Origin of the sequence: Oceanicola granulosus HTCC2516 (assembly GCF_000153305.1) — a bacterium.
GTDB classification, from domain to species: domain Bacteria; phylum Pseudomonadota; class Alphaproteobacteria; order Rhodobacterales; family Rhodobacteraceae; genus Oceanicola; species Oceanicola granulosus.
This window is the reverse complement of the sequence record NZ_CH724107.1, coordinates 601,085-612,887: the sequence shown is the minus strand read 5'-3', so window position 1 is coordinate 612,887 and position 11,803 is coordinate 601,085. Positions and strand designations below refer to the sequence as shown.

Sequence of the window (11,803 nt, the reverse complement as noted above, 5' to 3'; positions counted from 1 at the left end):
CGCGCGACCTGCTGCAGGCCGAGGGGATCGGCACCCGCGTGGTGCGGATGCCGTCGATGGAGCTGTTCGCGGCGCCTCTCGGGCGAGCTCGACCAGCTCTTCGAGGCGAAGGGCGTCGCGTTCGACAAGGATGCCGCCGACAGGCCCCGCGGCGCCAGCCGGCCTCAGCCGTTGGCTTCGCGGATCTTGTCGGCGGCATCCTTGTCGAACGCGACGCCCTTCGCCTCGAAGAGCTGGTCGAGCTCGCCCGAGAGGGTCATCTCGGTGATGATGTCGCAGCCGCCGATGAACTCGCCCTTCACGTAGAGCTGCGGGATTGTCGGCCAGTCGGAATAGTCCTTGATCCCCTGGCGGATCGCGTCGTCGGCCAGCACGTTCACGTCGGCGTAGTCGATCCCCATGTAGTTCAGCACCCCGGCCACGCGGCTGGAGAAGCCGCATTGCGGCATGGTCTTCGTGCCCTTCATGAACAGCACGACGTCGTTGCTGGTCACGGTGTCGCGGATCTGGTCTTCGGCGGTGGCGGTGGTCATCGGCTGTTCCTTGGATCGGCGCCGTCAGGCGGGCGCGCGGGTGGTGAGGGCGAGCGCGTGCAGCTCGCCGTTGCTGCCGTCCATCTTGCCCTTCAGGGCGGCGTAGACGGCGCGTTGTTGCTGGACGCGGTTGAGGCCGCGGAAGCTCTCGTCCACGACCTGCGCGGCGAAGTGGGCCCCGTCGTCGCCCTCGACGCTGATCTCGGCGTCGGGGAAGCTCTCGCGGAGCAGGGTCTCGATCTCGTGCGCGGTGATCGGCATGGGCGGCGTCCTTTCGGTGCTCAACGTAGGCGGCGGCGCGAGGGCCTTCAAGGCCGCGCCGGGGGTGTCAGGAGAGGCTGGCGAGCGCGTCGGCGGTGGCCTCGAAGAACCGCCCGACCTGCCGCCCGTCGACCAGCGCGTGATGGACCTGCAGCGTCATCGCGACGTCGTGCCCGTCGCCCCGGGGCACGATCTTGCCCCACGACACGCGCGGAATGCAGTCGTCGGCGTGGGGCAGGGCGTTGTCGAGCGCGCTGTAATCGAGCCAGGGCAGGCACGACAGGTAGGCCACATCCTCGAGGCTGCCGTCGTTGGCGTTGAGCGGCGCGCCGGCGCGGATCTCGGCGATCTTCGCCGCGGCGTGGCTGTCGAAGGCGGCGCGGTCGGGCTGCCAGGCGAGGTAGGTGTAGCGGAAGTCGCCGTTCTCCAGCGGGATCGTCGGCGACAGGGTGAGCCGGTCGTATTCGGTGACGCGCTCGCCCCGGAAGCGGGTGCGCAGGGCCGGGACGGCGTGCAGCCCGGCGCCGACGGCGTGTATCAGCGTGCGGAACGGCGACAGCCCGACCAGCGGCTTCAGCCCCATCAGCGTGCTGACGTCGACGCGGGCGGTGATCGCGTAATGCGGCCGCTCGAAGCCGCGGAAGAAGCGGAACTGCTCCGCCCGCTCCCAGCGCGCCAGGTCGATCTCGCGCCCCGCCATCCTCAGGCGACCGTGTCGGCGAAGCTGGTCCGGTAGATCCGCGCCAACTCATCGAGCGGCGCCACGGAGCCGCCGATCCGGACCTTCTGCCCGGTGAACCGCCCCACCGTGGCGAGCGGCACCCCGGCCTTGCCGGCGGCGATCATCAGCGCCTCGGCGGCGTCGAAATTGCAGGCGATCAGGTAGCGCGCCTGGTCCTCGCCGAACAGCGTCGGCGTATCGGCCACGTCGAGCACCACGCCCACGCCGCCGGCCTCGGCGAGCTCGAATGCGGCGAGCGCGAGGCCGCCGTCGGAGAGGTCGGTGCAGACCGGGATCCAGGCGAGGTTGTCGCGGATGAAGTCGCCGTGGCGCTTCTCCGCGTCGAGATCGACCGGCGGCGCGTCGCCGTCCTCGCGGCCGAACACCTCGGCGAGCAGGGCGGACTGCCCGAGATGGCCCCGGGTCTCGCCGACCAACAGCAGCACGTGGCCCTCGCGGGCGGTGCCGTTGATCGTGTCCTTGCTGTCCTTGATCAGCCCGACCGCGCCGATGGTGGGCGTCGGCAGGATGCCCTGGCCGTCGGTCTCGTTGTAGAGCGACACGTTGCCCGACACGATCGGCATGTCGAGCGCCGCGCAGGCTTCGCCGATGCCTTTGATCGCGCCGACGAACTGGCCCATGATCTCGGGCTTCTCCGGGTTGCCGAAGTTCAGGTTGTCGGTCGTCGCGAGGGGCAGGGCGCCAACGGCGGTGAGATTGCGGTAGGCCTCCGCCACGGCCTGCTTGCCGCCCTCGGTGGGGTTGGCCTTCACGTAGCGCGGCGTGACGTCGGAGGTGAAGGCCAGCGCCTTGTCGGTGCCGTGCACGCGCACGATCCCGGCGCCGAGGCCCGGCGCGCGCAAGGTGTCGGCCATGACCATGTGGTCGTACTGTTCGTAGACCCAGGACTTGGCGGCGTAGTTGGGCGAACAGATCAGCGCCTTGAGGCCGTCGATCGGGTCGATGCCGGGCAGCTCGATCTCGTCCGTCACGGCCGGCGTCGGCTCCCACGGGCGGTCGTACTCGGGCGCGGTGCCCGAGAGCGCCTTGAGCGGCAGGTCGGCCTTCACCTCGCCGTTGAGCATCACGAGGAAGCGGTCCTCGTCGATCGTCTCGCCGACGACGGCGAAGTCGAGGTCCCACTTGTCGAACACCGCCTTGGCCTCGGCCTCCTTGGCCGGGTCGAGCACCATGAGCATCCGCTCCTGGCTCTCCGACAGCATCATCTCGTAGGCGGTCATGTTCTCTTCGCGCACCGGCACGCGCTCGAGGTCGAGGCGCACGCCGAGGTTGCCCTTGTCGCCCATCTCGACCGCCGAGCAGGTCAGCCCCGCCGCGCCCATGTCCTGGATCGAGATCACCGCGCCGGTCTGCATCAGCTCGAGGGTCGCCTCCATCAGCCGCTTCTCGGTGAACGGGTCGCCGACCTGCACCGTCGGGCGCTTCTCCTCGATGGTGTCATCGAACTCGGCCGAGGCCATCGTCGCGCCGCCGACGCCGTCGCGGCCGGTCTTGGCGCCGAGATAGACGACCGGGCGGCCGACGCCCGAGGCGGCGGAGTAGAAGATCTTGTCGGCATCGGCGAGGCCCGCGGCGAAGGCGTTGACGAGGCAGTTGCCGTTGTAGGCGCGATGGAAGCGCACCTCGCCGCCGATGGTCGGCACCCCGAAGCAGTTGCCGTAGCCCCCGACGCCCTCGACGACGCCGTGCACGAGCTGGCGCGTCTTGGGATGGGCCGGCTCGCCGAACGACAGCGAGTTCATCGCCGCGATCGGCCGCGCGCCCATGGTGAACACGTCGCGCAGGATGCCGCCGACCCCCGTCGCCGCGCCCTGGTAGGGCTCGATATAGGAGGGGTGATTGTGGCTCTCCATCTTGAAGACCACGGCCTGCCCGTCGCCGATATCGACGACGCCCGCGTTCTCGCCCGGCCCGCAGATGACCTGCGGCCCCTCGGTCGGCAGCGTGCGCAGCCAGCGTTTGGAGGATTTGTAGGAGCAATGCTCGTTCCACATCGCCGAGAAGATGCCGAGCTCGGTGAAGGTCGGCTCGCGGTTCAGCAGGCGCAGGATTTCGGCATATTCGTCGGGCTTGAGCCCGTGCGAGGCGATGAGGTCGTCGGAAATGGCAGGCTCTTGCATGGCGGCTCTTTAGCCGAGCCCCGCGGGGGGTTAAAGCTGCCAGATGCCGCAGGGCGACCTGCTGAGGCCGCCCTGCGACAGGGGTGCGGACGTCGCCTAGAAGTAGCTGCGCAGCGCGTCCGCGGACATGTGGAGCCAGACGCCGTCGGGCCGGATCTGGCTCGGCCACACCTCGACCACCGCCTGCGAGCGGTTCACGCCGAGCGCACCGTTCAGGTGGACGCGCAAGGCCACCGTGTCGCCGCGCGACCCGTCGATCCGCGCGACCTCGCCGACGAAGTACGAATCGGCCGAGTAGACGCGCTGGCCGAGGATCGCCTGGAGATTGACTCCTTGATCCGCCCCGGTGGCGGCCTGCCCGCCGCTCTCGAGGAAGGCGCGGGTCTGGGCCCGCCGCTGGGCGTCGTGGCGGTCGGAGCCGCGGTCGCTCTCGGAGCGCACCGCGCTGCGGTTGCGGTTGCCGTTGTTCCGGTTGCGGTTGCGGTTGCCGTTGTTGCCGGCGCTGTCGTTGCCGCCGCCGCTGCCGGCACTGCTGCCACCGCCGCCGCCCCCGGAGCCGCTGCCGCCACCCGAGCCGCTGCCGCCGCCGCTGCTCGAGCCGCCGCCCCCGGAGCCGCCGGAACCGCCGCCCGACCCGCCGGAACCGCTGCCGCCGGATCCGCCCGAGCCACCGGAGCCGCCTCCGGACCCACCCGAGCCACCGGACCCACCGCCCGAGCCGCCGGAGCCGCCTCCGGACCCACCACCCGAGCCACCGGAGCCACCGCCCGAGCCGCCGTTGTCGGACGAGCCGCCGAGCCGGGCGCGGGCGTTGGTCGTCCCGTTCCGGTTGAGCACGTTGGCGTCGGCTTCGGCGATGTTGTGGTTGTTCTTGTCGACGTCCACGTCCGCATCGACCAGGGCGTCGCCGCCCAGCCGCACGTTCGCCGTCGCCGTCAGGTCCGCCTGCGCAGCCGTGCCGAGCAACATCAGCGTGATCGTGAGGGCCGTGGTGGTTCTGAGAGTTCTCATGGGCAAGTCCTCCATTAGGGCCGCCGCAAGTCCCGAAGCAGGGGGGCTACGGGCGGCGACCTCACGAAGGCAACTGCTCAAATCCCCCGCAGTTCGCGTTATGGATGTATGGGCTACAGTGCTGCGCCTTGCGGAGGATCGTCCACAGGTTGTAGGCAGGACGCGCTTCTTCGGGTCGAGTGCCGCCTGTGGCGGACTCGAGAACAAAAAAAGCCGGGCCAAACTGGCCCGGCGAAGTCCAACAGGGAGGTATGAAGACGTTTCCGTCTCCATACGGACTAATTAGTGGGCAGTTTCTGAACGATCAAGTTCAATTGCTGCAGCGTAGCGTCAAAGCCGCCATGCGTTGCGCTCATGCCTCAACGTCGGATGACGTCAGGCGACGAGCGAACTGCGCAATTTCGAGCGGTGCGCGATGATCTCCTCCTGCACGAAGTCGCGGAACGCCGCGATCCGCTTCGACTGCCGCAATTCCTCGGGGTAAGCGAGGAATACGGGCACCTCGGCGCTCTCGACCTCCGGCAGGACCCGGACGAGGTTCGGAAAGTCCTCCACCACGTAGTTCGGCAGCACGCCGACGCCGAGATGATTGTTCACCGCCTGCAGCACGCCGAAATAGTTGTTGACCGTAAGCAGCGAGTGCAGGTCGTGGCTCAGCAGGCTCTGGGTCAGCGACGCGGACGCGCTCACCTGCGCGCTGCCGGGATTCTGGCAGACGAGCCGGTGCTCGCGCAGGTCGTCCATCTCGTTGATCGGCGCGCGGCCCTCCAGGTAGTCGGCCGAGGCGTAGAGGCGCATGTGGACCGACATCAGCCGCTTGCGGATCAGGTCGGCCTGGCTCGGCTCCTTCATGCGGATCGCCACGTCGGCCTCGCGCATGGGCAGGTCGAGCACCCGCTCCTCGAGCATCAGGTCGATCTTCAGGTCGGGAAACTTCTCGTAGAGCTTCACCAGCCTCGGCGCGAGCCAGAGCGTGCCGAAGCCGATGGTGGTCGTCACCTTCAGCTCCCCGAACACCTCCTCCTCGCTGTCGCGGATACGCGCGGCCGCGGCCTCGAGCCGCTTGTTCATGGAGCGCGTCGCGTCGAACAGCAGTTCGCCCTGCTCGGTCAGGATCAGGCCGCGGGCGTGGCGGTGGAAGAGGGTGGTGTTGAGGCTCTCCTCGAGCGCGCGGATCTGGCGGGAGACGGCCGACTGGCTCAGATGCAGCGTGTCGCCCGCGGCGGTGAGGCTGCCGGCATCGGCCACCGCGTGAAAAATCCTCAGCTTGTCCCAGTCCATCATGCTCGCATGTCCGTTCGTGCCGTCCGCCGGATCGCGGAAAGCGTACCCCTTAGCGCATAGTGCCCGCTCATGCCAAACCCTATGGCACCCTTTTTAGACATATGTGCGACGGCACGGAGAAGATGACGCGCAAATCACGCCGCGTCGCCCTCCGATTGCGCATTTCCGGCGGAAGATGCCGCCGTTTTGCCCTTTGTCGGTCCGCCGGCAGGCTGTATGGCGGGCGCGACGTCGAGAAGGGATGCGCAGATGAGCGGACACGACGAGTCCACCGCCCGGCAGGGCAGGCAGGCGGCCATCGCCATCTCGGCGGGCGGCCTGCTGGCGATCCTCGCGCCGGTGATCGTGCGCGCGCTCGGCCTCGCGCCGCGCGTCGAGATCCTGCTCTACCTGGTGTCGCTGGCTGCGTTCATTTGGGCACTGGTTGTCACCGCGCGTATCTGGCAAAAGACCCGCGATCGCTAGCTCCCGGCCGTTTAGGAGAGAAAGATGCTGAAGGATCAGGACCGTATCTTCACCAACCTCTACGGCATGCACGACCGTACCCTCGCCGGCGCGAAGAAGCGCGGCCACTGGGACGGCACCGCCGGCCTGATCGGCAAGGGGCGCGAGTGGATCATCGAGGAGATGAAGGGCTCCGGCCTGCGCGGCCGCGGCGGCGCCGGCTTCCCGACCGGGCTCAAGTGGTCCTTCATGCCCAAGGAGAGCGACGGCCGCCCCGCCTACCTGGTGGTCAACGCCGACGAATCCGAGCCCGGCACCTGCAAGGACCGCGAGATCATGCGCCATGATCCGCACACCCTGATCGAGGGCTGCCTGATCGCCTCCTTCGCAATGAACGCGCACGCCTGCTACATCTACATCCGCGGCGAATACATCCGCGAGCGCGAGGCGCTGCAGGCGGCCATCGACGAGGCCTACGACGCCGGCCTGCTGGGGCGCAACGCCGCCGGCTCGGGCTGGGATTTCGACCTCTACCTGCACCACGGCGCCGGCGCCTACATCTGCGGCGAGGAGACGGCCCTGCTCGAGAGCCTCGAGGGCAAGAAGGGGATGCCGCGCATGAAGCCGCCGTTCCCGGCCGGCGCCGGCCTCTACGGCTGCCCGACCACCGTGAACAACGTCGAGTCGATCGCCGTCGTGCCGACCATCCTGCGCCGCGGCGCCGAGTGGTTCGCGGGCTTCGGCCGGCCCAACAACGCCGGCACCAAGCTCTTCGCCGTCTCCGGCCACGTCAACCAGCCCTGCGTCGTCGAGGAGGCGATGTCGATCTCCTTCGAGGAGCTGATCGACAAGCATTGCGGCGGCATCCGCGGCGGCTGGGACAACCTGCTCGCGGTGATCCCGGGCGGCTCGTCGGTGCCGTGCGTGCGCGGCGAGAACATGCGCGACGCGATCATGGATTTCGACTACCTGCGCGGCGAGCTTGGCTCCGGCCTCGGCACCGCGGCGGTGATCGTGATGGACAAGTCCACCGACATCATCAAGGCGATCTGGCGGCTGTCGAAGTTCTACAAGCACGAGAGCTGCGGCCAGTGCACGCCCTGCCGCGAGGGCACCGGCTGGATGATGCGCGTGATGGACCGCCTCGTGCGCGGCGACGCCGCCGTCGAGGAGATCGACATGCTGTTCGACGTCACCAAGCAGGTCGAGGGCCACACGATCTGCGCTCTCGGCGACGCCGCCGCCTGGCCGATCCAGGGCCTGATCAGGAACTTCCGCGACGAGATCGAGGACCGCATCAAGCACAAGCGCGGCCCCATCGCCGCCGAGTGACGGCGCCCCCTCTGTCCTCGAAATATCCTCGGGGGGTGAATTGGCCCCACCGGGGCCAAGAGGGGGGCGGAAAGCCCCCCGCGCCACCTCTCCTCTAGAGCGCCAGCTCCATGTCGCGATGCGGGATCCCCGCGTCGTCGTATTCCTCGCTCACCACCTCGAAGCCGAGACGGCGGTAGAAGTCGAGCGCGTGGGTCTGCGCCCCGAGCCGGACGCGGGCGACCTCGCCCTCCTCGGCGGCGACGGCGCTGACGTGGCGGATCAGGTCGGCCCCGATCCCGCGCCCGCGCGCCGCCCGGGCGACGCAGACCCGCTGCACCTTCGCCGCGCCGTCCTTGTAGCGGAAGCGCGCGGTGCCGACGGGCCGGCCGTCGAGCCGGGCGAGGACGTGGCGGCACAGGTGGTCTTCGCCATCGTCCTCGTCCTCGATCGACACGCCCTGTTCCTCCACGAACACCTCGTGGCGCAGGGCACGGCAGAGCGCGATGTCGGCGGGGTCGGTGGCGGCGGTGATGTGCAGCGGCATGGTCGGCTCCTCCTCGGGCGGCGGAGGGCAGGGCTAGCGGAGCGGGCGGCGCAGTCAACGACGAATCTCTGTCTCGGGGCAGCCGTCCGGGCTAACAAGGGTTCATGCCGGGGGAGGGAGACGGGATGAGACAGGTCGTGATCTGCGCGGGCGCGCTGCTGTTGGCCGGGTGCGAGGGCATGCCGGAGCTTCCGGCCGCGATGGCCCTGCCAGCCGCCGCCGCCTCCGCGCCCGCCGCTCCCGCCACGCCGGAATCGCTGCTGGTCGAGGTCGACGGGCGGTTCTTCTCCGCGCTGGCCGCGCCGCGCCCCTTCGGCGGCTACGAGGTGCAGCTCGCCACCCCCGACCGCGAGACGGCGATCCGCGCCTACCTGTCGTTCTGCCGGGGCGGCGCGCCCTACGTGCCGGCGGAGTGGGAGGGCGAGCGCGTCGAGCGCAACGCGACTGGAGTCTTCGTCATCACCGGCCCCTGCGCGCGCCCGGCGCCGCCGCCGGTCCCGGTGGCGCTCCCGCCGCCGGCGGGCGCCACGGCCGGGGCGGACGGTCTCACGCCCTGACCCGTTTCCCGCCCGCCCGCGCGGGCTAGGTCTGCCGAACAAGTGACAACGAGCGGAGCGGCGGCGCATGGCGGAGAGCGAGACGGGCAAGGCCGAGGACCGGCAGGAGCACAAGCAGGGCGATCCGCCCCCGCCGCCGCCGGCGATCGAGGACCACGGGCTGATCGGCGACGGCGGCACCGCGGCGCTGGTGTCGCGCGAGGGCACGATCGACTTCTGCTGCTGGCCGCGCTTCGACAGCCCCAGCCTGTTCGCCTCGTTGCTCGGCGAGAAGGGCGGCAGCTTCGAGCTGCGCCCCGAGATCGACGGGCAGGGGCGCCAGATCTACCTCACCGATACCGCGATCCTGTTCACCCGCTTCTTCGCCGAGTGCGGCGTCGCCGAGGTGTCGGACTTCATGGCCCATCCCGGCAGCGCGCCCCGGCTGGTGCGCCGGGCGAAGGCGGTGCGCGGACGGGTCGAGTTCCGGATGCGCTGTCTGCCGGGCTTCGACTACGGCCGCGCGGGCTGCGAGGTCGAGGCGGGGGAGGAGTGCGTCCAGCTCACCTCCACGGGCGACGACGGCACCCGGGTGCGGCTGCGCTCCAACATCGAGCTGTCGCTGGAGGAGGGCGGCGCGGTGGCGCACTTTACTCTGGAGGCCGGCGAATCGGCGTGGTTCGTGCTCGAGGACTGCACCTGCGACGACGACGGCATCGACGACGCGTGGATCAGCGACGCCTTCAAGGCGACCTCGGACTGGTGGCGCAACTGGGCGGCCGGCTCGACCTACGAGGGCCGCTGGCGCGATCTCGTCTACCGCTCGGCCATCACGCTCAAGCTGCTCACCTGCATCGAGACCGGCGCGATGATCGCCGCGCCCACCTTCGGCCTGCCCGAGACGCCCGGCGGCGGGCGCAACTGGGACTACCGCTACGTCTGGCTGCGCGACGCCGCCTTCTCCTCCTACGCCTTCCTCCGCCTCGGCTTCGCGGCCGAGGCCGAGCATTTTCTCACCTGGCTCGGCGAGCGGGTCAGCGGCAGCGAGGACGGCCAGCTGCCGGTGCTGTTCGGCCTGGGCGGCGATTCCGCGCCCGACGAGATCACCCTTGACCACCTGGAGGGCTACGCCGACTCGACGCCGGTGCGGGTGGGCAACGACGCGCAGGGCCAGTGCCAGCTCGACATCTACGGCGAACTGATGGACGCGATCTACCTCAACGACAGCCAGGGCAACCTGTTGTCGTGGGAGGCGTGGAACGGCGTGCGGCGGATCATCGACTGGGTCGCCGAACATTGGGAGAGCCCAGACGAGGGCATCTGGGAAATCCGCCGCGACCAGCGCCACCACCTCCATTCGCGGCTGATGTGCTGGGTCGCCCTCGACCGTGCGCTGCGGCTGGCGCGCAAGCGCTCGCTGCCCGCCGACGAGGAGCGCTGGCGCGCCGCGCGCGACGCGATACACCACGACATCCACGACAACTTCTGGAACGACGAGATCGGCGCCTTCACCCAGTCCCGCCGCGGCGAGGCGCTCGACGCCGCCTGCCTGCTGATGCCGATGGTGCGCTTCATCAGCCCGACCGACCCGCGCTGGCTCTCCACCCTCGAGCAGGTCGGCGAGCGGCTGACCAACGACACGCTCGTCTACCGCTACAGCGCCGACGTCTCCGACGACGGGCTCGACGGCGTCGAGGGGACCTTCAACATGTGCTCCTTCTGGTACGTCGAGTGCGTTGCGCGCTCGGGCGACCTCGAGCGGGCCCGGTTCCTGTTCGACAAGATGGCCGCCTTTGCCAACCACCTCGGCCTGTTCGCCGAGGAGACCGGCCCGGCGGGCCAGCAGCTCGGCAACTTTCCCCAGGCCTTCACCCACATGGCGCTGATCTCGGCCGCCTTCTACCTCGACCGCGCGCTCGACGGGCCGCGCCTCTAGCGGCTAGGCTCGCCCCGAGGGGGCAGGGCGATGGCGCAGCGACACCTGGCGGAGCTGAACGTGGGGCGGCTGGTGGCCGACACCGACGATCCGTGCGTCGCCGAATTCATGGGCGCGCTCGATAGGGTCAACGGGATCGCGCGGCGGATGCCGGGCTTCGTGTGGATGATGGAAGGCTCGGGCACGCCCGGGACGGGCAACACCGGGACCAAGCTCGAGGGCGATCCGCGCTACGTCAGCAACCTGACCGTCTGGGAGAGCGCCGAGGCGCTGAGCCACTTCGTCTGGAACACGGTCCACCGCCGCTTCTACGACCGCCGGCAGGAGTGGTTCGAGGTGCTCGGCGAGCGCCACCTCGTGATGTGGTGGGTCCCCGCCGGCCACCGGCCCGACCTCGGGGAGGCGCTCGAGCGCCTCGCGCAGCGCCGCGCCGAGGGCGACAGCCCGGCGGCGTTCGGCTGGTCCTATCTGCGCGTCCGCGCCGACGGCTGAGCACCCTGCCGCCGATCCGGCGCGCCTCGCAGGTTTGTCATGCGCTATCGGCCCCGCGGTTATTGCATAACGCGAGGGACGGCCCCGATTTGTCGAGCGGACGGTCTGCGACCGATAACAACAAACGACGAGGTGACAGTATAATGACCCGTGCCCTGCTTCTGCTCGCGCTGCCCATCGGCATCGCCGCCCTCAGCGCCGGCCCCAGCCGCGCCGACAACCCGATCGGCCAGGTGCCCGCGATCCGCGAGGGCCTGATCGCCACGGGAATCGCGGTCGAGATCTCCGACAAGTGCGACGACCTGCAGCCCCGCGTCCTGCGCGGCCTCGCCTACCTCGAGTCGCTGCGCGCCCACGCTCGCGAGCTGGGCTACAGCAACGACGAGATCGACAGCTTCGTCGACGACAAGGCCGAGAAGAACCGGCTCGAGGCCGAGGCGCGGGCGCGCCTGGCGTCAATGGGCGCGGTCGAGGGGCAGGGCGAGACCTACTGCGCCGTCGGCCGGGGCGAGATCAACCGCGACAGCGCGATCGGGCGGCTGTTGCGCAAGGCTCGCGTCGCGCGATGACCCGTAGGCCGGGCTTC

At 69.9% G+C, this 11,803-nt stretch carries 13 protein-coding genes and 1 pseudogene; 7 read left to right on the top strand and 7 right to left on the bottom strand.

Annotated elements, in window-relative coordinates; translation table 11 throughout:
• Positions 1-75 precede the first annotated feature (75 nt).
• Positions 76-159 (top strand): annotated as a pseudogene (locus OG2516_RS20915) (Grx4 family monothiol glutaredoxin); the annotation flags it as partial.
• Between the two features lie 5 nt (positions 160-164).
• Here OG2516_RS20915 and grxD read toward each other — a convergent pair.
• The 6 genes from grxD to OG2516_RS02925 all read right to left on the bottom strand — a co-directional run bounded on the left by grxD (position 165) and on the right by OG2516_RS02925 (position 5,948).
• The gene (grxD, locus tag OG2516_RS02950; RefSeq protein WP_007254122.1) at positions 165-533 is read right to left on the bottom strand and encodes a Grx4 family monothiol glutaredoxin; all 369 of its coding nucleotides are present in this window, start codon (positions 531-533) and stop codon (positions 165-167) included.
• Positions 534-557: 24 nt separating this feature from the next.
• Complete coding sequence (locus OG2516_RS02945; RefSeq protein ID WP_007254121.1) at positions 558-794, bottom strand: BolA family protein; 237 nt, start codon at positions 792-794, stop codon at positions 558-560.
• A gap of 67 nt (positions 795-861) precedes the next feature.
• Positions 862-1,494 carry a CatA-like O-acetyltransferase gene (locus OG2516_RS02940; protein WP_007254120.1) on the bottom strand — a complete coding sequence of 211 codons (633 nt, stop codon included), beginning with the start codon at positions 1,492-1,494 and terminating at the stop codon, positions 862-864.
• A gap of 2 nt (positions 1,495-1,496) precedes the next feature.
• The gene (gene purL / locus OG2516_RS02935; RefSeq protein WP_007254119.1) at positions 1,497-3,656 is read right to left on the bottom strand and encodes a phosphoribosylformylglycinamidine synthase subunit PurL; all 2,160 of its coding nucleotides are present in this window, start codon (positions 3,654-3,656) and stop codon (positions 1,497-1,499) included.
• A 96-nt stretch (positions 3,657-3,752) separates the two neighbouring features.
• On the bottom strand, positions 3,753-4,667 hold the full coding sequence (locus OG2516_RS20165; protein WP_192808350.1) for a hypothetical protein: 915 nt from the start codon (positions 4,665-4,667) through the stop codon (positions 3,753-3,755).
• Between the two features lie 375 nt (positions 4,668-5,042).
• Positions 5,043-5,948: a LysR family transcriptional regulator gene (locus OG2516_RS02925; protein ID WP_040615398.1), complete on the bottom strand. Its 906-nt coding sequence runs from the start codon at positions 5,946-5,948 to the stop codon at positions 5,043-5,045.
• A 252-nt stretch (positions 5,949-6,200) separates the two neighbouring features.
• On the opposite strand from OG2516_RS02925, the gene OG2516_RS02920 reads away from it, so the two are divergent.
• Both OG2516_RS02920 and nuoF read left to right on the top strand, forming a co-directional pair.
• Positions 6,201-6,416, top strand: coding sequence for a DUF5337 family protein (locus tag OG2516_RS02920; protein WP_007254116.1), 216 nt, complete (start codon positions 6,201-6,203; stop codon positions 6,414-6,416).
• A 24-nt stretch (positions 6,417-6,440) separates the two neighbouring features.
• Positions 6,441-7,727 carry an NADH-quinone oxidoreductase subunit NuoF gene (gene nuoF / locus OG2516_RS02915; protein ID WP_007254115.1) on the top strand — a complete coding sequence of 429 codons (1,287 nt, stop codon included), beginning with the start codon at positions 6,441-6,443 and terminating at the stop codon, positions 7,725-7,727.
• A gap of 94 nt (positions 7,728-7,821) precedes the next feature.
• Here nuoF and OG2516_RS02910 read toward each other — a convergent pair whose 3' ends face one another.
• Entirely contained in the window at positions 7,822-8,253 is a 432-nt protein-coding gene (locus OG2516_RS02910) for a GNAT family N-acetyltransferase (RefSeq protein WP_007254114.1), read from the bottom strand.
• A gap of 125 nt (positions 8,254-8,378) precedes the next feature.
• On the opposite strand from OG2516_RS02910, the gene OG2516_RS02905 reads away from it, so the two are divergent.
• The 4 genes from OG2516_RS02905 to OG2516_RS02890 all read left to right on the top strand — a co-directional run bounded on the left by OG2516_RS02905 (position 8,379) and on the right by OG2516_RS02890 (position 11,786).
• On the top strand, positions 8,379-8,810 hold the full coding sequence (locus OG2516_RS02905) for a hypothetical protein (protein WP_007254113.1): 432 nt from the start codon (positions 8,379-8,381) through the stop codon (positions 8,808-8,810).
• 67 nt (positions 8,811-8,877) lie between these two features.
• Positions 8,878-10,725, top strand: a complete 1,848-nt coding sequence (locus OG2516_RS02900) for a glycoside hydrolase family 15 protein (protein ID WP_007254112.1) — start codon at positions 8,878-8,880, stop codon at positions 10,723-10,725.
• 30 nt (positions 10,726-10,755) lie between these two features.
• Positions 10,756-11,217, top strand: coding sequence for a DUF3291 domain-containing protein (locus tag OG2516_RS02895; protein ID WP_007254111.1), 462 nt, complete (start codon positions 10,756-10,758; stop codon positions 11,215-11,217).
• A 143-nt stretch (positions 11,218-11,360) separates the two neighbouring features.
• Positions 11,361-11,786 carry a DUF5333 domain-containing protein gene (locus tag OG2516_RS02890; protein WP_007254110.1) on the top strand — a complete coding sequence of 142 codons (426 nt, stop codon included), beginning with the start codon at positions 11,361-11,363 and terminating at the stop codon, positions 11,784-11,786.
• Positions 11,787-11,803 lie beyond the last annotated feature (17 nt).

What these genes read in the sequence shown, in the direction of transcription:
- grxD (WP_007254122.1), bottom strand. Translation starts at nt 533, where the DNA reads ATGACCACCGCCACCGCCGAAGACCAGATCCGCGACACCGTGACCAGC.
- OG2516_RS02945 (WP_007254121.1), bottom strand. Translation starts at nt 794, where the DNA reads ATGCCGATCACCGCGCACGAGATCGAGACCCTGCTCCGCGAGAGCTTC.
- OG2516_RS02940 (WP_007254120.1), bottom strand. Translation starts at nt 1,494, where the DNA reads ATGGCGGGGCGCGAGATCGACCTGGCGCGCTGGGAGCGGGCGGAGCAG.
- purL (WP_007254119.1), bottom strand. Translation starts at nt 3,656, where the DNA reads ATGCAAGAGCCTGCCATTTCCGACGACCTCATCGCCTCGCACGGGCTC.
- OG2516_RS20165 (WP_192808350.1), bottom strand. Translation starts at nt 4,667, where the DNA reads ATGAGAACTCTCAGAACCACCACGGCCCTCACGATCACGCTGATGTTG.
- OG2516_RS02925 (WP_040615398.1), bottom strand. Translation starts at nt 5,948, where the DNA reads ATGGACTGGGACAAGCTGAGGATTTTTCACGCGGTGGCCGATGCCGGC.
- OG2516_RS02920 (WP_007254116.1), top strand. Translation starts at nt 6,201, where the DNA reads ATGAGCGGACACGACGAGTCCACCGCCCGGCAGGGCAGGCAGGCGGCC.
- nuoF (WP_007254115.1), top strand. Translation starts at nt 6,441, where the DNA reads ATGCTGAAGGATCAGGACCGTATCTTCACCAACCTCTACGGCATGCAC.
- OG2516_RS02910 (WP_007254114.1), bottom strand. Translation starts at nt 8,253, where the DNA reads ATGCCGCTGCACATCACCGCCGCCACCGACCCCGCCGACATCGCGCTC.
- OG2516_RS02905 (WP_007254113.1), top strand. Translation starts at nt 8,379, where the DNA reads ATGAGACAGGTCGTGATCTGCGCGGGCGCGCTGCTGTTGGCCGGGTGC.
- OG2516_RS02900 (WP_007254112.1), top strand. Translation starts at nt 8,878, where the DNA reads ATGGCGGAGAGCGAGACGGGCAAGGCCGAGGACCGGCAGGAGCACAAG.
- OG2516_RS02895 (WP_007254111.1), top strand. Translation starts at nt 10,756, where the DNA reads ATGGCGCAGCGACACCTGGCGGAGCTGAACGTGGGGCGGCTGGTGGCC.
- OG2516_RS02890 (WP_007254110.1), top strand. Translation starts at nt 11,361, where the DNA reads ATGACCCGTGCCCTGCTTCTGCTCGCGCTGCCCATCGGCATCGCCGCC.